The 23,776-nt window shown below is 64.5% G+C and carries 21 protein-coding genes; 17 read left to right on the forward strand and 4 right to left on the reverse strand.

From position 1 onward, the window contains the following. Window positions 1-124: 124 nt before the first annotated feature. Complete coding sequence (locus AC3WLX_RS12050) at window positions 125-1,303, reverse strand: ABC transporter substrate-binding protein (RefSeq protein WP_492336087.1); 1,179 nt, start codon at window positions 1,301-1,303, stop codon at window positions 125-127. A 578-nt stretch (window positions 1,304-1,881) separates the two neighbouring features. On the opposite strand from AC3WLX_RS12050, the gene AC3WLX_RS12055 reads away from it, so the two are divergent. Beyond that, complete coding sequence (locus AC3WLX_RS12055) at window positions 1,882-2,166, forward strand: hypothetical protein (RefSeq protein WP_492336088.1); 285 nt, start codon at window positions 1,882-1,884, stop codon at window positions 2,164-2,166. 76 nt (window positions 2,167-2,242) lie between these two features. Here the strand turns inward: AC3WLX_RS12055 and purU are convergent, their stop codons facing one another. Beyond that, a complete protein-coding gene (purU, locus tag AC3WLX_RS12060) occupies window positions 2,243-3,106 on the reverse strand; it encodes a formyltetrahydrofolate deformylase (protein ID WP_492336089.1) in 864 nt (287 codons plus the stop codon). 141 nt (window positions 3,107-3,247) lie between these two features. Between purU and AC3WLX_RS12065 the strand changes: the two genes are divergently transcribed. Together AC3WLX_RS12065 and AC3WLX_RS12070 are read left to right on the forward strand one after the other, a co-directional pair. Continuing rightward, window positions 3,248-4,087: a uroporphyrinogen-III synthase gene (locus AC3WLX_RS12065; RefSeq protein ID WP_492336090.1), complete on the forward strand. Its 840-nt coding sequence runs from the start codon at window positions 3,248-3,250 to the stop codon at window positions 4,085-4,087. Between the two features lie 123 nt (window positions 4,088-4,210). Next, the gene (locus AC3WLX_RS12070) at window positions 4,211-5,473 is read left to right on the forward strand and encodes an MFS transporter (RefSeq protein ID WP_492336091.1); all 1,263 of its coding nucleotides are present in this window, start codon (window positions 4,211-4,213) and stop codon (window positions 5,471-5,473) included. An 84-nt stretch (window positions 5,474-5,557) separates the two neighbouring features. Here AC3WLX_RS12070 and AC3WLX_RS12075 read toward each other — a convergent pair whose 3' ends face one another. After that, on the reverse strand, window positions 5,558-6,232 hold the full coding sequence (locus AC3WLX_RS12075; RefSeq protein ID WP_492336092.1) for a Crp/Fnr family transcriptional regulator: 675 nt from the start codon (window positions 6,230-6,232) through the stop codon (window positions 5,558-5,560). 336 nt (window positions 6,233-6,568) lie between these two features. On the opposite strand from AC3WLX_RS12075, the gene AC3WLX_RS12080 reads away from it, so the two are divergent. From AC3WLX_RS12080 to AC3WLX_RS12105, 6 genes are all read left to right on the forward strand, one after another. Further along, complete coding sequence (locus AC3WLX_RS12080) at window positions 6,569-7,390, forward strand: ABC transporter ATP-binding protein (RefSeq protein WP_492336093.1); 822 nt, start codon at window positions 6,569-6,571, stop codon at window positions 7,388-7,390. Beyond that, on the forward strand, window positions 7,387-9,318 hold the full coding sequence (locus tag AC3WLX_RS12085) for a long-chain fatty acid--CoA ligase (RefSeq protein WP_492336094.1): 1,932 nt from the start codon (window positions 7,387-7,389) through the stop codon (window positions 9,316-9,318). The genes AC3WLX_RS12080 and AC3WLX_RS12085 overlap by 4 nt, the downstream gene beginning before the upstream one ends. Before the next feature lie 220 nt (window positions 9,319-9,538). After that, on the forward strand, window positions 9,539-10,432 hold the full coding sequence (locus tag AC3WLX_RS12090) for a branched-chain amino acid ABC transporter permease (protein ID WP_291620846.1): 894 nt from the start codon (window positions 9,539-9,541) through the stop codon (window positions 10,430-10,432). Between the two features lie 3 nt (window positions 10,433-10,435). Next, a complete protein-coding gene (locus AC3WLX_RS12095; RefSeq protein WP_492336095.1) occupies window positions 10,436-11,509 on the forward strand; it encodes a branched-chain amino acid ABC transporter permease in 1,074 nt (357 codons plus the stop codon). Between the two features lie 43 nt (window positions 11,510-11,552). Beyond that, window positions 11,553-12,836, forward strand: coding sequence for an ABC transporter substrate-binding protein (locus tag AC3WLX_RS12100; RefSeq protein WP_492336096.1), 1,284 nt, complete (start codon window positions 11,553-11,555; stop codon window positions 12,834-12,836). Between the two features lie 133 nt (window positions 12,837-12,969). Then, complete coding sequence (locus tag AC3WLX_RS12105; RefSeq protein WP_492336097.1) at window positions 12,970-13,809, forward strand: ABC transporter ATP-binding protein; 840 nt, start codon at window positions 12,970-12,972, stop codon at window positions 13,807-13,809. A gap of 12 nt (window positions 13,810-13,821) precedes the next feature. On the opposite strand, the gene AC3WLX_RS12110 is transcribed toward AC3WLX_RS12105, so the two are convergent. Continuing rightward, window positions 13,822-14,973 (reverse strand): AGE family epimerase/isomerase, encoded by a 1,152-nt coding sequence (locus tag AC3WLX_RS12110; protein ID WP_291620838.1) that lies wholly within the window; start codon window positions 14,971-14,973, stop codon window positions 13,822-13,824. 86 nt (window positions 14,974-15,059) lie between these two features. Here AC3WLX_RS12110 and AC3WLX_RS12115 point away from each other — a divergent pair, with 86 nt between their 5' ends. From AC3WLX_RS12115 to AC3WLX_RS12150, 8 genes are all read left to right on the forward strand, one after another. Next, window positions 15,060-16,283 (forward strand): phenylacetate--CoA ligase family protein, encoded by a 1,224-nt coding sequence (locus AC3WLX_RS12115; RefSeq protein WP_291620836.1) that lies wholly within the window; start codon window positions 15,060-15,062, stop codon window positions 16,281-16,283. A 227-nt stretch (window positions 16,284-16,510) separates the two neighbouring features. Then, window positions 16,511-17,887, forward strand: a complete 1,377-nt coding sequence (locus tag AC3WLX_RS12120) for a GHMP family kinase ATP-binding protein (RefSeq protein WP_492336098.1) — start codon at window positions 16,511-16,513, stop codon at window positions 17,885-17,887. A gap of 22 nt (window positions 17,888-17,909) precedes the next feature. Continuing rightward, window positions 17,910-19,829, forward strand: a complete 1,920-nt coding sequence (locus AC3WLX_RS12125; RefSeq protein WP_492336099.1) for an N-acetylneuraminate synthase family protein — start codon at window positions 17,910-17,912, stop codon at window positions 19,827-19,829. Then, window positions 19,829-20,518, forward strand: a complete 690-nt coding sequence (locus AC3WLX_RS12130; RefSeq protein ID WP_291620829.1) for an acylneuraminate cytidylyltransferase family protein — start codon at window positions 19,829-19,831, stop codon at window positions 20,516-20,518. The genes AC3WLX_RS12125 and AC3WLX_RS12130 overlap by 1 nt, the downstream gene beginning before the upstream one ends. Beyond that, a complete protein-coding gene (locus AC3WLX_RS12135) occupies window positions 20,511-21,275 on the forward strand; it encodes an SDR family oxidoreductase (protein ID WP_492336100.1) in 765 nt (254 codons plus the stop codon). Before AC3WLX_RS12130 ends, AC3WLX_RS12135 begins: the two co-directional genes overlap by 8 nt. Next, entirely contained in the window at window positions 21,272-22,120 is an 849-nt protein-coding gene (locus tag AC3WLX_RS12140; protein ID WP_492336101.1) for a sugar phosphate isomerase/epimerase family protein, read from the forward strand. The genes AC3WLX_RS12135 and AC3WLX_RS12140 overlap by 4 nt, the downstream gene beginning before the upstream one ends. After that, on the forward strand, window positions 22,117-22,878 hold the full coding sequence (locus tag AC3WLX_RS12145) for an SDR family NAD(P)-dependent oxidoreductase (RefSeq protein WP_492336102.1): 762 nt from the start codon (window positions 22,117-22,119) through the stop codon (window positions 22,876-22,878). Before AC3WLX_RS12140 ends, AC3WLX_RS12145 begins: the two co-directional genes overlap by 4 nt. Before the next feature lie 13 nt (window positions 22,879-22,891). Continuing rightward, the gene (locus tag AC3WLX_RS12150) at window positions 22,892-23,731 is read left to right on the forward strand and encodes an SDR family oxidoreductase (protein ID WP_492336103.1); all 840 of its coding nucleotides are present in this window, start codon (window positions 22,892-22,894) and stop codon (window positions 23,729-23,731) included. Window positions 23,732-23,776: the final 45 nt, after the last annotated feature.

A 23,776-nucleotide genomic window follows, 5' to 3' on the forward strand; every position in this document is an offset into this window, starting at 1 on the left:
CCGCTTGCGGGAGAGGGGTGGGGAGAGGGTGTCTCCGCAAAGGGACAACCCCCTGGTGGAAAGAGCCCTCACCCGACGCTTCGCGTCGACCTCCCCCGCAAGCGGGAGAGGTAAAACTAGCACGTCACTTCTTAGTCTTGCCGAGATCCTTGACGGCTTCGAAGGTCGCGAACTCGACGTTATAAAGCTCGCCATCAACCTTCTCGACCCTGCGGATGTAGATGTTCTGCACGATGTCGCGGGTTTCGGGATCGATCGAGATCGGGCCGCGCGGGCTTTCCCACTTCTGTCCCTTCATGGCTTCGATCAGCTTGTCGCCGTTGGTGTCACCGCCCGTCTTCTTCAGCGCCTCGTAGATCAGGTGGATGCCGTCATAGCCGCCCACGGCCATGAAGCCCGGACGGTTTCCGAAGGCCTTCTTGTAGGCCGCGACGAAATCCTTGTTCATCTGCGAGGGATGCGCTGCGGAATAGAGATGCGCCGTGACGGTGCCGAGCACGGCATCGCCCATGTTGTTGAGAAGGTCGTCGTCCGTGACGTCACCCGGTCCGATCACCTTGATACCGGCCTTGTCGAGACCGCGCTCGGCATATTGCTTCATGAAGTTGCCGCCCTGGCCCGCCGGCACGAAGACGAAGATCGCGTCCGGCTTGGCGTCCTTCATGCGCTGGAGGAACGGGGCAAAGTCGGGGTTCTGCAGCGGCACCTTGACCTCTTCGACCACCTCACCGCCGCCGGCCGTGAAATGCTGCTTGAAGAAGTTGAGGGCGTCATTGCCCGGAGCGTAGTCCGAAGTAAGCGTCGCGACCTTCTTGATGCCGTTCTTGACGGCCCAGTCGCCGATGATGGTGGAGGACTGCGCCAGCGTGAAGCTGGTGCGCACGATATAGGGCGATCGCTCGGTGATGATGGAGGTGCCGGCCGCCATCACGACCTCCGGAATCTTGGCCTGCGTGGCCAGTGGCGCCGCGGCGAGAGCAGCCGGCGTCACGCCGAAGCCGGCGATGAAGCTGACCTTGTCGTTGACGATCAGCTCCTGCGCGGCGGTCTTGGTCTTGTCCGGGATCGCAGCGTCGTCCTTGACGATGATCTCGATCTTCTTGCCGGCGACGGTGTCGCCCTTCTGCTGCATATAGAGCTTGATCGCGTTCTCGATCTGCTTGCCGGTAGAGGCCTGGCCGCCGGTCATCGGCAGGATGAGACCGATCTTGACGCTGTCCTGGGCCTTGGCAGGCACGAGGCCCGCGAGGCCCGCGATGGCAGCGATCACTGCGCTTCGTGAAAAAATCATGCGTTCGAACATCCGATGTCCCTCCCCTTCATTCCTTGCTCTTGTGAGCCGGACCGAGTGCCCGGTCCTTGCCGCGCTTCACTCAACGACAAGCCATGCCGTGCGGCCACATGGCGTCCTCTGCAACCCCGTTGTCAATCGGACGTTGGGCGACCATTCGGCGAAAGCCGCGTGGCCCGCCTCGACCGCGGCGTAGAAAGATTTGTACGATTGTACAAATGGCATGGTCCTGTCAACGAATATGCCTTCATGCGCTGGGCCGATCAGCCCACGGCATGTCGATGTGCCACCTTAGGCGAGCCGCCCGACGCAGTGGATGGAGGATTCTTCCCGCCATTTGCCGAATACGGACATCTCAACTGCTTCCGGCACGGCCAAACAGTGACGCCAACCGAACGAGAAATACGCGATGTATACCGTATCAGCTCATCGCGACCCTTCAAGAGCGAAATTTGCGTACTATAATACCACTAATGTATACACCTTCGCTGACCCTCGAATAGGCCAATTTTACCTGTTGAGAGCTATGGTTCGCCGCCGGCGCTTTTCCGCCGTCCCTCCATACGCGCCCGATCGGCTCGACCCGGAAGATGTCCATGCGTTCCCGTTCGCTTTCGATCGCTGCTGTGGTCGCTCTGCTCGCTCCCAACCTTGCAGGCTGCGGCACGGTCAACGAAAAGCTCTCCGCCGGGGTGGGCGACTATGTTCCGCAATGGGCCGGCGGCCTGCCCGCCGATGCCCCGCCACGCCCGGGCACACCGCAATACGACGCCTACATGAGGGAACGCGAGCGCAAGCGACTGCTGCCGGCCGCGGAGCGCGAGAAGGAAGAGCAGGCGCAGAAGGGGGCAGCGTCGGGCGGCACGGGGCGGTAAGGAAGCGAATGGCGAATAGGGAATGGCGAAGAAGGCGGTCTCCCGCTTCCACTCCCTATTCTCCACCCACCATTCGCTAGTCGACGAACACCACCGTCTTGCGGCCGTTGAGGATGACGCGGTCGTCGAGATGGTAGCGGATCGCCCGTGCCAGCACGCGGCGCTCGATGTCGCGGCCCTTGCGGACGAGATCATCGGGCGTGTCGCGATGACTGATGCGCTCGACGTCCTGGTCGATGATCGGACCCTCGTCGAGGTCGCGCGTGACGTAATGCGCGGTCGCTCCGATCAGCTTGACCCCACGCTCATGCGCCTGGTGATAGGGTTTTGCGCCCTTGAAGCCAGGCAGGAACGAGTGATGGATGTTGATGCACCGGCCCGAAAGCTTGGCCGACAGATCGTCCGACAGAATCTGCATGTAGCGGGCGAGCACGACAAGATCGGTCTTCGTCTTGGCGACGAGGTCCATGATCCCGGCCTCCTGCTCGCGCTTGGTATCCTTGGTGACAGGCAGGTGGTGAAACGGAATGCCGCCGAAATCGAGCCCGGCATAGACTTCGCGCGGATGGTTGGAAACGATCGCCGTTGGTATCATCGGCAATTCGCCGGTGCGCCAACGATAGAGGATGTCGACCAGACAGTGGTCGGATTTCGACACCAACAGCATCACCTTGCGATGCGCGGCTCGGTCGCGCATCTGCCACTCCATGCCGAAACGTTCGGCGATCGCGGCGAAGCCTGTCTGAAGCGCCGACAGTTCCACGGCAAGATCCGCCGCTGTGAACACGACCCGCATGAAGAACTTCTGCGTCTCGACGTCGTCGAACTGCTGGGCGTCGAGGATGTTCTGTCCGTTGTGGGCGAGGAATGTCGAGACCGCCGAAACGATGCCGGGGCGATCCGGACAGGACAGGGTCAGGACATATTGATGATCGGGCAAGGCTTGGCTCTTGATCAGGGTTTGTGCAGCGGAACGATCCAGCGATTTGCGCCCTGCTCTAGCACCGACCCCGCCCTTGCGCCAATCCCAACCGCGGAGTCAGGATGAACGGACAATTGCGAATTCTCACCGGAGCATCCCATGGCCGACCGCTTGAACGGCACCCGCATCCTGATCCTGGAAACCCGCGAGGAGGCGCAGTTTTCCAAGCTTCTGGCCGAGCAAGGCGCCGAGGTCGTGCAGTGCCCGATGTTCACCATCCACGATGCGCCGGACCCGGCTCCCGTGGAGGCCTGGATTCGCCGCGCCATCGACAGGCCCCTCGACGACCTCGTGCTGATGACCGGTGAAGGCTTGCGGCGCATCGTGAAGCTCGCCCGCACCCGCGGGCTCGACGCCGCCCTTATTGCGGCGCTCGCCAAGGCGCGCAAGTTCACCCGCGGCCCGAAGCCCGGCAAGGCGCTGCGCGAGATCGGACTCGAGGCGCAGCAGACCACGGAGAAGCCGACCACGGAGGGCGTGCTCGAGATGCTGGCCAAGCTCGACTTGAAAGGACGACGCCTCGGCCTCCAGCTCTATCCCGACAAGGACCACGGCGCCTTGACCGGCGCGCTGGCCGCACAGGGTGCCGAGATCGATAGCGTGCTGCCCTATGTCTACGATTCCAAGGCAGCGGATGCGAACATCGTCGCCGCCATCGACGAAATGGCCGAGGGGCGGATCGATTCCATCGCACTGACCAATCTCGGCCAGGTCCGCCGCCTGGTCGAGGCCGCGAAAGCGCACGGCGTCGAAGCGAAGCTGCGTGCGGGCCTCGACCGGACATTGATCGCCTCGGTGGGGCCGGCGGTCTCAGGTGAACTCGCCGCGCACGGTCTGCGCACGGACGTCTCGCCGGCGGATGAAGCGTACTTCATGCGGCCGCTGATCTCGGCGATGGCGAGCGCACTGGCGGAGCGGAAACCGGCTGCGACCAGATAAGAGCTGAGCGCGGGAGCGGCATGCGGCGGCTCTGATTGACACGCGCGTCGGCGGCCCTACGTTGCCGGAAATGAAAAGAAACCACACGGGCCAGGGAATCGCCGTGACACGCGCCATCGCGTCTTGAGCACAGCCGCGCGACCTTCCGCCCTCGCGCCGTTCCGCATCCGAAATTACCGCTTTCAATGGCCATCGGATCTGCTCACCTCGTGGGCGTTCGAGGTCGAGACGCTGGTGCTCGGCTGGTACATCATCGTGGAGACCGGCTCGGTGCTGCTGCTCACCGTGCTTGCTTCACTCCAGTTCGTCGGAACATTGGTCGCGCCCGTGCTCGGCATGATCGGAGACCGCATCGGCCATCGCGATCTCCTGGTCATGATGCGTCTGGCCTATACTATTCTGTCGTCGACCATCATGGTCCTGGCCCTGACCGGCCACCTCACACCGATGAACGTCATGATCATTGTCGCGATCATGGGCCTGATTCGTCCCTCGGATCTCGGCGTAAGGGGCGCGCTGCTGGCCGAGATCATGCCGCCCGGGCAATTGGTGGGAGCTATCAGCGTCGCGCGCACGACGCAGGACAGCGCGCGTATCGCCGGAGCGTTGACGGGCGCAGGACTGTTCGCCGTCCTCGGCATTGGCCTCGTCTATGTGGCGATCACCTGCCTCTATCTGATGGCCGCACTCCTCATGCTATGTCTGAGCCGGCCGAAGCGGACCGTCACGATGAGCGATCTTCCCGCGAACAGCGGCGCCATGTCCCGATTGTTTGGCGAGCTCAAGGAAGGCGTCGTTTATGCCTGGAACGGCCCGGGAATGCTCGCGGCGCTGTGCGTCGCCTTCCTCGCCAATCTCACCGCATTTCCCTTCACGGGCGGATTGCTGCCGTACATCGCGCGGGAGATTTTTCATACCGATCAGACCGGGCTCGGTTATCTCTCTGCGAGCTTCGCCGTCGGCTCGCTGATCGGCTCCATCACGCTCAGCCTCGTCAGCGGCGTGCGCATCGCCCGGCTGCTGATCGGCGCGACGCTGGCCTGGTACGCCATGCTGCTGGTGTTCGTCGAAGCCGGGACCTTGCCGGTGGCGATGGCCTGCCTCGTTCTCGCCGGCATCGCCCAGAGCATGTCGATGATCTCGGCCGCCGTGATCCTGATGCGCACCGCGAGCGCACATCTGCGCGGCCGGATCATGGGCGTGCGCATGATGGTGATCTACGGCCTGCCGATCGGGCTGCTCGCGGCTGGCAGCCTGATCGACATCATCGGCTATTCCGCGACAGGTGCTCTCTATGCCGTATCGGGGTTCGTCGCGATGCTGGCGATCGCGGTACACTGGCGCGCCGACCTCTGGCCGGTGCGCGCCCCCGCCAATGTGAGCTAGAGCCCCGTTCCGATGAATCGGAACGGGGCTCTAGATTCTCGTTTCCACGCGTTTCCTTGACGCGAACCGGTGTCTACTTCCGCTCTAATCCCCGTAGCCGCGCAGCCGCTCGATATCGAGGATGGTGACACCGCCATATTCCAGCCGCAGCAGCCCCTCCTTCTCCAGCCGGTTCAGCGCGCGATTGGCGTTCTGGCGGGACATGCCGGAGAGGGCGCCGATCTCCTCCTGGGTGATCTCCAGATGCGCGGTCGATTCCGGATAGAGGATCGGATTGAACAGCGAGGCGATGCTGCGCGCTAGGCGTGCGGTGGCATCCAGCGTGCGGTTGACCTCGAGCATGCCGATGAACTGCCCGAGCCGCTCGTTGAGCTGGCGCACCAGGAAGCGGTTGAAGCCGACGCTGTTCTCGAACAGCCACATGAAGGCGCTGCGTTCCATCAGCGCGACGCGGCTATCGCGCAGCGCGACGACGTCGTAGCGGCGCGGCTCGTTCTTCAGCACGCTGCCCTCGCCGAACCAGGCCCCTGCCGTCAACCCGGCAAGGCTGGTCTCCTTGCCGTCGCGCGAGACCCCGCCCATCCGGGCAAGGCCACTCACCATGCCGGCCCAATAGGCAAAGATATCGCCGCGCATGAACACGCTCTCGCCGGTGCCGTAGGACCGCTCCGTAATTCCGGAACGCGCAACCTCGATCTCCGCTCGGCTGAGCTCGCGCGACCAGGCGGCGACGCGCTTCAGATGATCCTCTGAAATCATGATCTCGCGGCCAGCCGCACCGTTTCGTCACTCCGCCGTCTTTTGCATTGCAGCATGATGATCCCGCGTGCCATTCGACCAAAGATGAAAGCCGCCGCCGCCCCGCCGAACTTTGTCGCAGAATTGTCAGCCGGGAGACATTTCAAAATAGCGCTTTCCCCTATTGAGGACCACCTTGGGCGATACGGCTTTTGATCCCTGACGGGAACGAGAGCGAGGCGGCTACGGTCGAGACCATCTGCTGCATGGTCTCACCGCGACCGCCGTATTAGGATCGCCGGGAGAACGGACGAAGAGCGCCGCTAAAAAGCGCCATCACCGGGAGGGAATCGTTTGGTGGCTACCAGTCTTGAAGTTCGCGGCGTGTCCTTGCGATTCGGCGGTGTCCGCGCGCTGACCGATGTCAGCTTCGCCATTAGGGAGGGCGAGCTGTTCTCGATCATCGGCCCCAACGGCGCCGGCAAGACCTCGATCGTGAACTGTATTTCCGGCCGCTACAAGCCGACCGAAGGCCAGCTCTTCTACCAGGGCCGGGACATCACCGGCCTGACGCCGAATGCCCGCGCCTCGCTCGGCATTGGCCGCACCTTTCAGAACCTGGCGCTGTTCCACCACATGAGCGTGCTCGACAACATCATGGTGGGCCGCCATCACCTCCTGAAGAACAATTTCCTCACGGGCTCGCTGTACTGGCTCACCGGCGCGCGCAAGGAGGAGCTCGAGCATCGCCGCAAGGTCGAGGAGATCATCGACTTCCTCGACCTCCAATCGGTGCGAAAAGCCACCGCCGGCACGCTCTCCTACGGTCTGCGCAAACGCGTGGAGCTCGCCCGTGCCATGGCGCTGGAGCCGCGCCTGATCCTCCTCGACGAGCCGATGGCCGGCATGAACTTCGAGGAGAAGGAGGACATGGCCCGCTACATCGTCGACCTCAACGAGGAGTTCGGGATGACGGTGGTGATGATCGAGCACGACATGGGCGTGGTGATGGACATCTCCCATCGCGTCATGGTGCTGGATTTCGGCAAGAAGATCGCCGAGGGCGATCCCGCAGCGGTGCTTGCCGATCCCCACGTCAGGCGCGCCTATCTCGGCGAGGAGGACGAGGTGCTGGTCGACCCGGACGACGCCCCGGCGGCGCAGGAGAGCGCGGCATGATGGATTATGCAGGCCGCGTCGCGCAGGCCGACACCTATCCCAAGATGCTCCGGCTCAACGCCAGGGAGCACGGCAGCGAGATCGCGCTGCGCGAGAAGGATCTCGGGCTCTGGCGCATCTTCACCTGGAACGACTACCAGACAAGGGTGCGCGATTTCGCGCTTGGCCTCGTCGAACTCGGCCTTGGCCGCGGCGATGTCATCGGCATCATCGGCGACAACCGGCCGGACTGGGTCGCGGCGGAAATTGCGACGCACGCGATCGGCGGCCTCAGTCTCGGACTCTATCGCGACGTGCTGGACGAGGAAGCCTCCTATCTCCTCACCTATGGCGAGGCGCAGCTCGTCTTCGCCGAGGATGAGGAGCAGGTCGACAAGCTGCTGGCGCTCGCCGAGCGCGTGCCCCGGCTGAAGCACATCATCTATTCCGATCCGCGCGGGATGCGGAAATATGACGATCCACGCCTGATGTCGGCAGAGAAGTTTGCCGACCTTGGCCGGGCGCGTGCAGCGCGCGAGCCGGAGCTCTACGACAGGCTGGTCGATGCCACCAAGGGCGAGGACGTCGCGATCCTCTGCACCACCTCAGGCACCACCTCGCATCCGAAACTCGCGATGCTCGCGGCAGGCCGTGTGCTCGGCCACTGCGCGACCTATCTCGCCTTCGACCCGAAGGGGCCGGACGACGAATACGTCTCGGTGCTGCCGCTGCCCTGGATCATGGAGCAGGTCTACGTGCTCGGCAAAGGCCTGTTGTGCCGGATGAAGATCAATTTCGTCGAAGAGCCGGACACCATGATGAACGATCTGCGCGAGATCGCACCGACCTTCGTGCTGTTCGCGCCGCGCGTCTGGGAGTCCATCGCCGCCGACGTCCGTGCCAGGGTGATGGACGCGACACCCTTCAAGCAGCGCCTGTTCGACATCGGCATGAAGTCGGGGCTCGCCGCGCTCGAACAGGGCAAACGCTCCGGCTTTGCCGACGCGATCCTGTTCCGCGCGCTGCGAGACCGCCTCGGCTTTACCCGCCTGCGCTCGGCCGCGACCGGCGGTGCTGCGCTCGGCCCAGAGACATTCAAGTTCTTTCAGGCCATGGGTGTGCCGCTGCGCACCTTATATGGCCAGACCGAACTGCTCGGGGCCTACACGCTGCATCCCGAGGGTAAGGTCGATCCAGACACCACGGGCGTCCCGATGGCCGACAATATCGAGATCCGGATCGATAATGCCGACGTCCACGGCGTCGGCGAGATCGTGGTGCGTCATCCCCACATGTTCCTCGGCTACTACAAAAATCCCGAAGCGAGCGTCGCCGACATCAAGGACGGCTGGATGTGCTCGGGCGATGCCGGCTATTTCAATGCCAACCAGCAGCTCGTCGTCATCGACCGCATCAAGGATCTCGCCGAGACCTCGCGCGGCGAGCGTTTCTCACCGCAATTCATTGAGAACAAGCTGAAATTCTCGCCCTATATCGCCGAAGCCGTGGTGCTTGGCGCCGGTCGCGACGCGCTCGCAGCCATGATCTGCATCCGCTATTCCATCATCTCGAAATGGGCGGAGAAGAACCGCCTCTCCTTCACCACCTACAGCGACCTCGCCTCGCGGCCCGAAGTCTATGCGCTGCTTCACAAGGAGGTCGAGACCGTCAACGCCACGCTGCCGCCGGCCCAGCGCATCTCGCGTTTCCTGCTGCTGTACAAGGAACTTGATGCCGACGACGGCGAGCTCACCCGGACCAGAAAGGTCCGCCGCAGCGTCATCAACGAGAAATACGAAGGAATCATCGACGCGATCTACCGCGGCGATTCCGAGATCCCCGTCGACACCGTGATCCGCTTCCAGGACGGCACCACCCAACGGGTGCGAACGACGCTGCGGGTGGTGGATCTCGGCGGCCACGGGCACATGGCGGAGGCGGCGGAGTGAGCTTGCTTCCAGTCCAGCACGCGATGCCTGCCGATGCGCCCTCTCCCCTTGTGGGAGAGGGCATCTCCGCCGTCAGCCACCCTCTCACTCGGGTGAGTGGTCCTCTCTCCGCACCGTCACTGCGGAGACAACCCCTCACCCGTCTTCGTTTCGCGAAGCCACCCTCTCCCACAAGGGGAGAGGGAAAGCGCGCGCCGGGTCCGTCACCGAGCATCACCACATGAACACCGCCTTCCTCATCCAGCTCCTGGTCAACGGCCTCGTCGTCGGCACGCTCTATGGCGTGGTCGCGATGTCGTTCGTGCTGATCTACAAGGCGACGCAGGTCGTCAACTTCGCGCAAGGTGAATTGCTGCTGGTCGGTGCCTGGGTCTGCTGGGCCTTGCTGGCGAAATACCAGGTGCCGTTCTGGATCGGCATGCCGATCACGCTGGTATTCATGTTCCTGTTCGGCATCGCGGTGCAGGTGCTGATCCTGCGACCGATGATCGGCGAGCCCATCATCTCGGTGATCATGGTGACGATCGGCCTCTCCACCGTGCTGCAGGCGACGCTTAAATGGATATTCGGCGTCAATCCGCAGCCGTTCCCGCGCGTGTTCGAAAGTCAATCCGTCAGCCTGCTCGGCCTCCAGATCCAGACCGTCTACGTCATGAGCCTCGTGGTATCGGTCGCCATGATGATCGGCATGGCCTGGTTCTTCCGCGCTTCGAAATACGGCCTCGCGATGCGCGCCACCGCCTTCAACCAGCAGGTCGCGCAGTCGCTCGGCATTTCCGTCAAGAGCGTGTTCGCGATGGCCTGGGCGATCTCGGCCACGGTGTCGGCGGTCGCGGGCGTCGTCGTTGCCGTCGTCAACGGCGTGTCCTCGGGCCTTGCGGCCTACGGCATCAAGGTGTTCCCGGCGGCGATCCTCGGCGGGTTGGATTCAGTTGGCGGCGCTGTGCTTGGCGGCATCATCATCGGACTGCTCGAGAACGTCGCCCAATATGTCGACAGCGAGTATCTGCACTGGGGCAATCTCTACGAGATCGCGCCGTTCTACGTCCTCATCATCGTGCTGATGATCAAGCCCTATGGCTTGTTCGGCACCCACGACATCGAGCGGATCTGACCCATGGCCGGCCCTGCCCTCATTCCTGCTGGTGATTTCCGCACAACCTACGCCGCGGACACCACGATCTTCCCGACCGCCACCAGCCGCAATTTTGCGATTCTCGGCGTAGCGCTGCTCTGTCTCGCACCGCAATTCTTCAGCGGCTACTGGCTCAGCATCCTGATCCAGATCGGCATCTTCTCGATCGCGGCGCTCGGCCTCAACATCCTGGTCGGTTTCACCGGGCAGATCTCGATCGGCCATGCCGCCTTCTTCCTGCTCGGCGCCTTCACCTCGGCCTACATCTCGAACAACGCGCCGATCCCGGTGTTCTTCGCGATCCCGCTCGCGGGCCTCGTCACCGCGCTGGTCGGGTTGATCTTCGGCATTCCGGCGGCTCGGCTGAAGGGTCTCTACCTCGTCATCGCCACGTTGGCCGCCCAATACATCCTGCTCGACTTCTTCTCGCGCGCCGAGTGGTTTTCCGGCGGCTCGGTGCCGGCAAGCGCCGCGCCTTTCTCGATCTTCGGCTATACGCTGCGCGGCGACAGGCAGTACTTCTACGTCGTGCTGGCCTATGTGCTCGTGAGCTACATCCTGGTCACCAACCTGATGCGCACGCGCGACGGCCGTGCGCTGGTGGCGATCCGCGACCATTATCTCTCCGCCGAGATCATGGGCATCAACCTGACGAAATACAGGACGCTCTCGTTCGGCCTCGCCGCCTTCTTCGCCGGCATCGCAGGCGCGCTCTATGCGCACTATCAGCTCGTGGTCTCCCAGGAAGGCTTCGGCATCGAGCGCTCGATCCTGTTCCTTGCCATGATCATCATCGGCGGCACCGGCTCGATCATGGGCACGCTGATGGGCACCGCCTTCGTGGTGCTGCTGCCCGAGGCGATGGAGTTCATCAGCCATCAACTGAAGGGCGGCGCGATCGACAAGTCGCTCTCGCTCAACACCAACATCACTTTCCTGCGCGAGATCGCGATCGGCGTGATCATCATCGCGTTCCTGATGTTCGAGCCCGACGGCCTCGCGCATCGCTGGCGGCAGATCAAGGCATACTGGAAACTCTACCCGTTCTCGCATTGAGCGCGGGCACTTCACTTAAACAATAAACAGGAGGAACCGACCCATGACGATGAAGTCCCTTTTGAGCACCGCATCGCTCGCGATCGCGATCGCCGCATACTCGGCCGGTGCGCAGGCGCAGATCGCGATCGGGCATCTCGCCGACTATTCCGGCGGCACCTCCGACGTCGGCACGCCCTTCGGGCAGGCCGTCGCCGACACCTTCGCCTGGGTCAACAAGAACGGCGGCATCGGAGGCAAGCAGGTCAATCTCGACACCAACGATTACGGCTACCAGGTGCCGCGCGCGATTGCGCTCTACAAGAAGTGGTCGGCGCCGGACAACAAGGTCGCCGCGATCATGGGCTGGGGCACCGCCGACACAGAGGCGCTGACCGGCTTCCTCGCCCAGGACAAAATCCCAGACATGTCCGGCTCCTATGCCGCCGCTCTGACCGATCCCGAGGGCGTCAGCGGCAAGGCCAAGCCCGCGCCTTACAATTTCTTCTACGGTCCGAGCTATTCCGACGCGTTGCGCGCGATGCTGATCTGGGCGGCGGAGGACTGGAAGGCCAAGGGCAAGTCCGGCAAGCCGAAATTCGTGCACATGGGCGCCAACCATCCCTACCCGAACGCGCCCAAGGCCGCCGGCGAAGCCATGGCGCAGGAGCTCGGATTCGAAGTGCTTCCGCCGCTGGTCTTCGCGCTCGCGCCGGGCGACTACAGCGCCCAGTGCCTGAGCCTGAAATCGTCGGGCGCCAATTACGCCTATCTGGGCAACACCGCGGCCTCCAACATCTCGGTGATGAAGGCCTGCAAAACCGCCGGCGTCGAGATCCAGTTCATGGGCAACGTCTGGGGCATGGACGAGAACGCCGCCAAGACGGCCGGAGACGCCGCCAACGGCGTGATCTTCCCACTGCGCACCGCGGTGAGCTGGGGTGGCGATGCTCCCGGCATGAAGACTGTGATGGAAATCTCCAAGATGTCCGATCCCAGCGGAAAGGTATATCGCCCGGTGCACTACATCGCAGCCGTCTGTTCGGCGCTCTACATGAAGGAAGCGCTCGACTGGGCCGCCAAGAACGGCGGTGCCACCGGCGAGAACGTCCGCAAGGGATTCTATCAGAAGAAGGACTGGGTCCCGGCCGGAATGGAAGGCGTCTGCAACGCCTCGACCTGGACCGACAAGGACCACCGCGGAACGCTGAAGGTCGATCTCTATCGCACCAAAATCTCGGGCACGACGGACGGCGACCTCAACGACCTCATGGCCAAGGGCGCGATCAAGCTCGAGAAGGTCAAGACTGTCGAGCTGCCGCGCAAGGCCGAGTTGCTGGGGTGGTGAGCCGCACTCCGTTCGTCGTTCCGGGGCGATGCGAAGCATCGAGCCCGGAACCTCGAGATTCCGGGTTCGGTCCTGCGGACCGCCCCGGAATGACGGAGGTAGAGCAGCGCCGACATCGAGAGAACCATTGACCATGAGTGAAACGGCTCACATCGAGCGCTCCTCCCCAAGCGTCGTGCCCGCGCCGCCCCTCCTCGCCGTGCGCAACATCGAGGTCGTCTATGACGACGTCATCCTGGTGCTGCGCGGCCTCAGCCTCGATGTGCCCAAGGGCGCGATCGTGGCGCTGCTCGGAGCCAACGGCGCCGGCAAGTCGACGACGCTGAAGGCGATCTCGGGGCTGCTCAAGACTGAAGATGGCGAGGTTACGCGCGGCGAGATTCTGTTCGAGGGTGAGCGCATCAACGGCATCGATCCCGACAAGATCGTCCGTCGCGGCATCTTCCAGGTGATGGAGGGCCGGCGCATCATCGCCGACATGACCTCGCTGGAGAACCTCAAGCTCGGCGCCTTCACGCGCAGGGACCGCGAGGTCGATTCCGACCTCGACATGGTTTTCAATTATTTCCCGCGCCTGAAGGAGCGCACTGGCCTTGCCGGCTACCTCTCCGGCGGCGAGCAGCAGATGCTCGCGATCGGCCGTGCGCTAATGGCGCGGCCGAAGATGATCCTGATGGACGAGCCTTCGATGGGCTTGTCGCCGCTGCTGGTGAAGGAGGTGTTCTCTATCATCCAAAAGATCAACCGCGATCTCGGCGTCACCATCCTGCTGGTCGAGCAGAACGCACGCGCTGCGCTCTCCGTGGCCCGCCACGGCTACATCATGGAACAAGGCAAGGTCGTGCTCGACGGCAGCGCGGACGAATTGCGCGACAACGAGGACGTCAAGGAATTTTACCTCGGCGGCGCCGGCGATCAGCGCAAGAGCTTCAAGAACCTCAAGAGCTTCAAGCGGCGCAAGCGCTGGCTTTGATCCATCAGAAGCCTAGCCCAGCACCTGTTCCGCTTCCGTGACTGCGCAGAGAACATGATAGAACGACGACGCAGGAATGGTGTCGATCAGCGATTTGCCGTCGCGATCGAACTGGTCATACCAGCCGCCCTTCACGGGATGGCTGAGATAATGCCGTTCGAGCCGCACCAGCGCCGCGCGCGCCTCGTCCGCCGCCCCCACCTCGCCCGACTCGGCTTGCGCGATCCACGCCTTCGCGATCTCGGTCTGCGGCCACAGCCGGCGCGTGCTGCGGCGGATGTTGCCGCTTGCGTCGCCCTCGTCGACGAGGCAACCCGTCGTCTCGTCGCGATAGCGCAGCGAAGTCTCCAGCAGTTCCGCGCGTCGCTGGCCGGTCGGGCAGCCCGTGATGCGCTCGAAACCTTTCAGCAGCCAGACCCATTCCGCCTGGTGGCCCGGCTCGACGCTGACCGGCTCGATCTTCGACCAGTCCTCCTCGAAATACTCCGACAATACGTGCTTCTGCTTGTCGTAGAGGTTGGCCAGGAACAGTGCGAAAAATTCTCCGGCACGATTCTGGAACGACAGATCGTGGGTCGCCTCGAAGCACGCGATCATCGCCTCGAACAGGTGCATGTGCGGGTTCTGCCGGCGCGGCAGCGAGACCGGAAGGCCTTCGTGAACGCCGCCGTGGGGCGAGCGCAGATGGCCGTCAAGGAAGGCGAGCAGCGCATCGATCTCGGCGCGGACCTGCGCATCCTGGTCGAGCGCGTAAACACTGGCGAGCGCAAACAGGATGAAGGCGTGATCGTAGGCATCGCGCCGGGCATCCAGCACCGCACCCTCCGGCGTCAGCCGGTGAACATAGCCGGGGCGGCCGTCGGGCGCCTTCGCTTTGGTCAGCAGGTGCTCCAGCCCCTTCAGCGCAATCATGCGCCCCTCGGGATACCAGCCCATCTGCGCCGCCTTGGCGTAGCACCAGATCTGTCGGGCCTGCACGAACACGCGCCGCGGCGCGGCCGCATCCGCTGCGCCGTCGCGGTGCAGCCTGTCGATGAAGCCGCCCGCGGCGTGATCCCAGCCCACCGTGGACCACAGCGGCAGGGCCTCGTCGATCATGCGGCGCTTCAGGCGCGCGACGACGTTCGACGCCTCGTCCGCCGCAATGATTCCTTCGTCCGCCATCGGATCCCTTTCAAGCCTCACCAATGGCGGTCTGATAGCCATGCCGGCGGCGGCGCGCAACGGATGCCAACACGGAAAGAACAGCCATGACCGCCCATTACGACGCTCGCGAGACGCGTGAGCAAGCCGCGCGCGAGGCCGACCTGTTTGCCCACCTCCCGGAGGTGCTGCGAGCCGCGCTGGCCGCCCCGGCCTATGCCGAGCGGCTCAAGGGCCTCGATCCCGCCGCCGTGACCTCCAGGGCGGCTCTGGCGCAGCTACCGGTGTTGCGCAAGTCGGAACTGCCCGCCCTACACAAGGCCTCTGCGCCCTTCGGAGGCCTCGTGGCGGGGGCGCCAGGCTCGTTCGCCCGCCTCTTCACCTCCCCAGGCCCGATCTTCGAGCCGGAAGGGCGACAGGCCGATCCCTGGCGCGGCGCAAGGGCCCTGTTCGCGGCCGGGTTCCGCCCCGATGACATCGTTCTCAACACCTTCAGCTACCATCTCACCCCCGGCGGCTTCATCTTCGATGCGTCGGCGCGCGCGCTCGGCTGCGCCGTGATCCCCGCAGGGCCGGGCAACACCGAGCAGCAATTCGAGCTGATCGAGGCATATCGGCCGGTCGGCTACAGTGGCACGCCGGATTTCCTGAAGATCCTGCTCGACGCCGCGGCAAGCTCGGGCCGTGACGTGTCCTCGATCAAGCGCGCGCTGGTCTCGGGCGCCGCCTTCCCGCCATCGCTGCAGGCCGAGATCAAGGGGCGCGGCATTGACGCCTACCAGGCCTTCGGCACCGCCGACCTCGGCCTCATCGCCTTCGAGACCGAGGCGCGCGAAGGCATGGTCGTGAACGAGGACCTGATCCTGGAGATCGTCAAGCCCGGCACCGGCGATCCGGTCGCGCCCGGCGACGTCGGCGAGATCGTCGTCACCTCGCTCGACCCGCACCATCCCTGGATCCGGCTCGCGCTCGGCGACCTCACCGCGGCCCTGCCCGGCACGAGCCCATGCGGGCGCACCAATATGCGCATCAAGGGCTGGATGGGTCGCGCCGACCAGACCACCAAGATCAAGGGCATGTTCGTCCGGCCCGAGCAGGTCGCCGAGATCGGCAAGCGCCATGCCGCGCTCGGAAGGCTACGCCTCGTCGTCACGCGACAAGGCGAGGCCGACGCCATGACGTTGAGAGCGGAAGCCGTGAGCGCAAGCGACTCGCTCCGCGACGAGATCGCGGCCAGCTTGCGCGCCGTGACCAAGCTCGGCGGAGCCATCGAGTTGGTCAGTCCCGGCACGTTGCCGAATGACGGCAAGGTGATCGCGGACGAGCGCTAGCTTAAGTTGGTCTCCACAGCAGGTGATTACTGAGGCTCAACAGATCCTCCGCGAAGCCGGAGCGCGCAACGAGCGCGCGGCATGACGGAGATGACGAGCGTAGAGCCCAATTTTGGGCTATGGCTGCGATGCCGCTGGGCGCAGGAACCTTGCATCGTCCTTGCCGCTCCCGTATTACCAGACCCTGCTGCGATATGGCCGGAATCGGCCCTTTCTGGACCCAAAACGTGCTTGACCGAACCCTCGTCACCATCGCCGAGACCGAGACCATTGAGGAAGCGTTTCGGCGACTGAATGCGAACATGCTCGGCATCCTGTTCGCGCAGGATGCCAGCGGGCGAATCGTCGGCGCCGTGACGGACGGGGACATCCGCAGGCGCATGCTGACCGGCACCACGATCCAGGATCGGGTTGTCTCTTGCATCAATCGCAACTTCGTCTGGGCGCCGACCGGCGGACCGCGCGAGCAGATCCTCAAGCTGCTCGACCAGCGCGTCCACGTGGTGCCGATCCTCGATGCCGAGAGGCGGCTGGTCGACGTGTTCAGCCGCGAGTTGTTCAACCTGTCGGAAGAGAGCGAGGTGTTCGCGCGCGCCCGCTCCCCGGTGCGGATCAGCTTCTCCGGCGGCGGCACAGACCTCACGCATTACTTCGTGGCGAATGACGGAGGCGCCGTCATCAGCGCCACGATCAAGATGTACGCTCACGCGACGCTACGGCGCCGGAGCGACCCGAGCATCCGGATCTACTCGCACGACTTCCGCCGCACGGTCGAGGCGGGCAATCTCGCGGAGCTCGGATCCGGCGGAGATCTCGCGCTAATCAAATCGGTCGTCCGCCTGATCAAGCCGACCTATGGCTTCGAGCTCGAAGTGTCCGCCGACTTCCCGGTCGGCTCCGGCCTCGGCGGCTCCGCGGTGGTCTCGTCCGCCATCATCGGCTGCTTCAACGAATTCCGCAGCGACCAGTGGGACCGCCACGAGATCGCAGAGATGGCTTTCCAGGCCGAGCGGCTGATGCTCAACATCCCCGGCGGCTGGCAGGATCAGTACGCCACCGTGTTCGGCGGCTTCAATCACATGGAGTTCTTCTCCGACCAGAACACCATCGTGCCGCTTCGCCTCGATCCCAACATCATCGCCGAGCTCGAGGAGAGCCTGGTGCTCTGCTACACCGGCTCGGGGCGCGACTCCGGCGCCATCCACCGTGACCAGAAGGCTCAGCACGAGACCAGCGACGCCGTCGCCGCAGCTGCCAAGCAGAAGGAAGTGACGCGCGACATCAGGCGGCATCTGCTGCGCGGCCAGCTGCTGGACTGCGGCCGGCTGATCGACGAGGCCTGGCACGCCAAGCGGAAGCTGAGCTCCAAGATCTCGTCCGACGCGATCGACGCGATCTACGATTTTGCCAAGCAGCATGGCGCGGTCGGCGGCAAGTTGCTCGGCGCCGGCGGCGGCGGTTACTTCATGTTCTTCGTCCGCCCGTTCGAGCGCTACCAGCTGATCGCGGCGCTGGAACAGCAGGGGCACAGCTGCTCGCGCATCATGTTCGAAGAGAACGGGCTGCGGACGTGGAAATCGCGTGTTCCCGCCCAGCTCACCTGACGCATACGAGACGAGAATGTTGATGACATCGCCCAAACAGCCTGCTCCGGTCCGCATCGGCAACCGTCTTCTGGGCAACGATGAACCTTGCTACGTCATCGCCGAGATCGGCAACAACCACAATGGCGATTTCGACCGCGCCATTGCGCTGGTCGATGCCGCGGTCGCTGCCGGCGCCGATTGTGCCAAATTCCAGATGCGCAAGCTCGACGAGGTCTATCGCGCCTCCAGCCTCTCCGGCAAGGACGACGACCTCGCCGTCGAATATACGCTCGATCTGTTGCGGCGTTTCGAGCTGCCGACCGCACAGCAGAAGAAGATCGCCGAATATTGCGCAGCCAAGGGCATCGAGTACCTCTGCACGCCCTGGGACGCGAAGAGCGTCGCCGTGCTCGAAAGCTTCGGCGTCGAGGCCTACAAGGTCGCCTCGGCCGACCTCACCAACCTGCCGCTGCTCGCTTGCCTCACCGCCACCGGAAAGACGCTGATCGTCTCGACCGGGATGAGCACGACGGACGAGATCAAGGCCGCTGCGAAATTCCTCGACGACCGCAATGCCAGCTACGTGCTCCTGCATTGCCAGAGCACCTATCCGGCAGCGCTGCACAACATCCATCTGCGTTTCATGGAGACGCTGCGCGAGATTCATCCGGTCGTCGGCTATTCCGGACATGAGCGCGGCATCGCCGTTTCGACGGCCGCTGTCGCGCTCGGCGCGGTAATCATCGAACGCCACATCACGCTCGACCGCGAGATGGAAGGTCCGGACCATGCCGCGAGCCTGGAGCCGGAGGAATTCAAGGCACTCGTCTCCGGCATCCGCGAGGTCGAGGCGGCGCGCGGCGAGAAGCTCGCCGAGCGCGCGCTGAGCCAGGGTGAGCTGATCAACCGCGAAAACCTTGCCAAGAGCCTGGTGGCCGCGCGCGACCTAGCGGCCGGCACCGTGATCTCCGAAAGCGACATTGCCGTGAAGAGTCCGGGACAGGGCCTATCGCCACTGAAGATGCCCGCACTGCTCGGCCGCAAGCTGACGCGGACGATGGCTGCCGACGATTATTTCTTCCAGAGCGACCTCGACGAAGGCGCCGCGAAGGCCCGGCGTTACCGGTTCGACCGCCCGTGGGGCGTGCCTGTGCGCTATCACGATACTGAGCGTTTCCTGGAGATCTGCGAGCCCGACATCATCGAGTTCCACCTCAGCTACAGCGACATGGAGCGCGATCCGGCGGCGTATCTGTCCGGCACCTATGATCTCGGCTTCGTCGTGCATGCGCCCGAGCTGTTTGCCGGCTCCAAGCTGATGGACCTCGCAACGCCCGACGAGGCGCTGCGGCGCTACTCGCTGGAGCAGACGCAGGCGGTGATCGACATCACCCGCGGCCTGAAGAAGTTCTTCCCCAAGACCAAGCGCCCACCCATCGTCGCCAACATCGGCGGCTTCACCATGGACGAACCGCTGCCGCCGGAGGAGAAGGCAGAGCGCTACCGCATCTTTGCGCAGAGCTTGACCGAGCTCGACATGGACGGCGTCGAGCTGACGCCGCAGACCATGGCGCCGTTCCCCTGGCATTTCGGCGGTCAGCGTCACCAGAACATCTTCATCTTCCCAGAGGAGTCGGCCGCGTTCTGCGCCAAACATGCTCTGCGCATGTGCGTCGACATCTCCCACACCAAGCTCGCCGCCAATCATTTTGGCTTCGACTTCGCCCAGGGCCTCGCGCAGCTCGGGCCGCACACCGCGCATCTGCATTTCGGCGACGCCAAGGGCCTCGACGGCGAAGGTCTCCAGATCGGGGAAGGCGAGATCGATTTCGACGAGATCGGACAGGTGTTGCGCCAGCACGCGCCGACAGCATCGTTCATTCCCGAAATATGGCAGGGCCACAAGAACATGGGCGAAGGTTTCTGGACCGCGCTCGAGCGCCTCGAGGCACATATCTGATGGCGCGCAAGACGCTGGCCGTGATCGCCGCGCGGGGCGGCTCAAAGGGCATCCCACACAAGAACCTGCTCGATCTCTGCGGCAAGCCGCTGATTGCCTGGACGGTCGAACAGGCGCGCGCCGCACGCGGCGTCGACGTGGTGGCGGTGTCGTCGGATAGCGACAACATTCTCGCGGCAGCCGAGGCCGCCGGAGCTGTCGGCGTGCCCCGCCCCGCCGACATTTCCGGTGATCTCGCCTCCTCTGAATCCGCCTGGCTGCACGCGCTCGAAGCCATCGACGCGCGCCTCGGTCGCTTCGAGCGGATCGTCGCGCTCCAGGCGACCTCCCCGATCCGCGAACCCACCGACATCGAGCTGGCGCTGGACACCTTCGACCGGGAGCGCCTCGACAGCCTGCTCTCGGTCTGCGAGGTCGAGGACTACTTCAACTGGCGGATCGGCGATAACGGCCCGGAGCCGATCAACTACGACTATCGCAACCGCCGTATGCGGCAGCAGATCGAGAAGCGCTACCTCGAGAACGGCTCGTTCTACGTCCTGATCCCCTCCCTCCTGCGCGAGCAGAACAATCGTCTCGGCGGCAAGATCGGCTTCCACGTGATGGAGCGTCACAAGATGTTCCAGATCGACCGCCCCGAAGACGTCAAGCTTTGCGCCGCCATCATGCGCAGTTACGGCTATGCCTGATCTCAGCGCCTTCTCTCTCGCAAGCAAGCTCGCGGTCGTCACCGGCGCCTCGCGGGGCATCGGCGCGGCGATTGCGAGCGGCCTCAAGGATGCGGGGGCTACCGTATTCGGCCTCAGCCGGTCCGGAACCGCGCCGCAGGGCGTCATCGCGGTTGCCTGCGACCTTTCCGACGAAGGAGCGATCGAAAGCGCGTTCCGCACCATTGGGGCAAAAGGCGATCGCATCGACGCACTCGTGAATGCCGCCGGGATCAGCCTTCCCGCCCAAAGCAGCGAAACCGAGCTCGCACGCTTCCGCGCCACGCTCGCAACCGATCTCACCGGCGTCTACGCCACCATCCTCGCCGCCTATCCGCTGCTGAAGAACGCGGGCTCGGCGGCGATCGTCAATGTCACCAGCATCAATTCGGTGCGCGGCTTCCCCGGCAATCCCGGCTACGTCGCGGCTAAGGCGGGGCTTGCCGGGCTGACGCGCGCGCTCGCCGCCGACTACGCACTCGATGGCATCCGCGTCAACGCGCTTGCGCCCGGCTACGTCGCAACCGAGATGACCGCGAAGAGTTACGCCGATCCCATCATGCACGAGGATCGACGCCGCCATACCATGCTCGGCCGCTGGGGGCAGCCGGCCGACATGGTGGGCGCCGCCGTTTTCCTGGCGTCGGAGGCCTCCGCCTACGTGACCGGCCAGGAGATCTTCATCGATGGCGGCTGGATCGCCAAGGGACTCGCCATCAGTTCGGACCGCACATCGTGAGCGCAACACTGGAACGCATCGGCTTCATGCAGGGGCGCCTGTCGAATTTGGTCGACGGCAAGATCCAAGCATTCCCGTGGAATGAATGGCGCGAGGAGTTTCCCCGCGCCAAGGCGCTCGGCCTGACGCGGATGGAATGGACCATCGATCAGGAGCGACTGCGGGAAAATCCGCTCATGACCGAGCCGGGACAACAGGAGATTCTAACGCTCGCACGCGAGAACGGCGTGCGCATTCCAAGCCTGACCGGCGACTGCTTCATGCAGGCACCGTTCTGGAAGGTCGATGCCGTGGTACGCGATGCGCTCGTCGCCGACCTCGACCTCCTGATCGCCGCCTGTAGCCGCATCGGCATCGAGTTCGTCGTGATTCCGCTGGTCGACAACGGCAAGATCGAGCGCCAGAGCGAGAGCGACACGTTGAAGCGCGTCCTGCTTGCTCGCTCCGAACAACTCACCAGGCGGCACGTCAAGATCGTCTTCGAATCCGACCTGCCGCCGCGTGAGCTTGCCCGGTTCATGGAGGCGTTTCCGGCCGACGTCTTCGGCATCAACTACGACAGCGGCAACAGCGCCTCGCTGGGCTATGACAGCGACGAGGAAATCGAGGCCTATGCGCCCCGCATTCTCAACGTCCACGTGAAGGACCGCGTGCGCGGCGGCACCACCGTGCCGCTCGGCACCGGCAACGCCGACCTCGCCAAGACGATCCGCCTGATCGAGCGTTCCGGCTACAAAGGTCAATACATTCTGCAAACCGCCCGTGCCGCGGACGGCGATCATGCCGCAGCGCTCGCCAGATATCGCGACATGACGGTCGGCTGGATCGAGGACGCGGCGCAATGAAACTCGAGCTGCAGGATCGCGTCGCGCTCGTCACCGGCGCCAGCCGCGGGATCGGGCTTGCGATCGCGACCACGCTCGCCGCGGAAGGCGCCAAGGTCGCGCTCGCGGCACGCGGCGCCGGTGCGCTCGATGCCGCGCGGGCCGCGGTCGGCGGCAGCACATCGGTACACTCGGCCGATGTCACCGATCCCACCGCCGCAGCAGGGCTGGTGCACGAGGTCGAACGGCAGTGGGGACAGCTCGACATTCTCGTCTGCAACGTCGGCAGCGGCGCTTCGGTACCGCCCGGGCAGGAAACCACAGCGGAATGGTCGCGGGTGATGGACCTCAATTTCTTCGCGACGACCAACATGATCGAGGCCAGCCGGCCGCTGATGGCGCGCGGCAGCGGCGACCGGTCCATCGTCTGCATCTCCTCGATTGCGGGCATGGCGGCGCTCGGAGCCCCTGTGACCTACTATGCCGCGAAGGCGGCGTTGAACGCGGCCGTGCGCGGACTGACGCGGCCCCTCGCGCTCGACGGCATCCGCATCAATGCGGTCGCGCCCGGCAACATCCTCGCCGCCGACGGCACCTGGGCGCGCAAACTCGCCGAGAACAGGACCGCGGTCGAGGACATGCTTGCGCGCGAGGTGGCGTTGCGCCGGCTCGGCAAGCCGGAAGAGGTTGCCGACCTCGTCGCCTTCCTCGCCTCGCCGCGCGCGGCGTTCATTACCGGCAGCGTCATGGTAGCCGACGGCGGCCAATTGCGCAGCTGAACAGGAGCTCTCGATGGCAAGCCCGTCCTCACGCTATGACCTGACCGGCCGCACCGCTCTCGTGACCGGTGCAGGCGGCCTGCTCGGCCGGCAGCATGTCGCCGCGCTCTCCGAGGCCGGCGCGCGTGTCGTCGTCACCGACGTCGGGCTTGCGCAGGCCGAAGCCGCCGTTGCCGCGATCAAGCAGAACGCGCCGTCCGCCGACCTGATCGCGCTTGCGATCGACGTCACCACGCTCGATTCGGTGTGCGCTGCCAACGAGCAACTTTCCGGCCGCGGTGTCTCCGTCGACATTCTCGTCAATAACGCGGCGATCGACCCCAAGGTCACGTCCGCGCCGGGCGTGATGCATTCGTCGCGTTTCGAGGCGTTTCCGGTGCCGCAATGGCAGACCGAGATCGCCGTGGGCCTGACCGGCGCGATGCTGTGCGCACAGGTATTTGGCGGCGCGATGGCCGCGCGTGGCCGCGGTGTGATCCTCAACATCGCCTCAGATCTCGGTGTGATCGCACCGGACCAGCGGCTCTACCGCCAACCGAAGGTCACGCGCGAGGAGGAACAGCCGGTGAAGCCGGTGACTTATTCCGTGATCAAGCACGGCTTGATCGGGCTGACGAAATATCTGGCCACGTACTGGGCCGATCGCGGCGTCCGGGTCAACGCGATCTCGCCCGGCGGCGTCTTCAATAACCAGGACCCGGCCTTCGTCGAACGGCTGACGCGCCTGATTCCGATGGGTCGCATGGCCGATGTCGAGGAGTACCGTGCGGCGGTGCAGTTCCTCTGCTCGGATGCCTCGAGCTACATGACCGGACAGAACCTCGTCATGGATGGCGGCCGGAGCGTGTGGTAGCGGCGGCCGGCCACTCGCGATGAACCAGACCTGCCGTACACGACT

The organism is Bradyrhizobium sp. FW305-F6, from assembly GCF_058782905.1.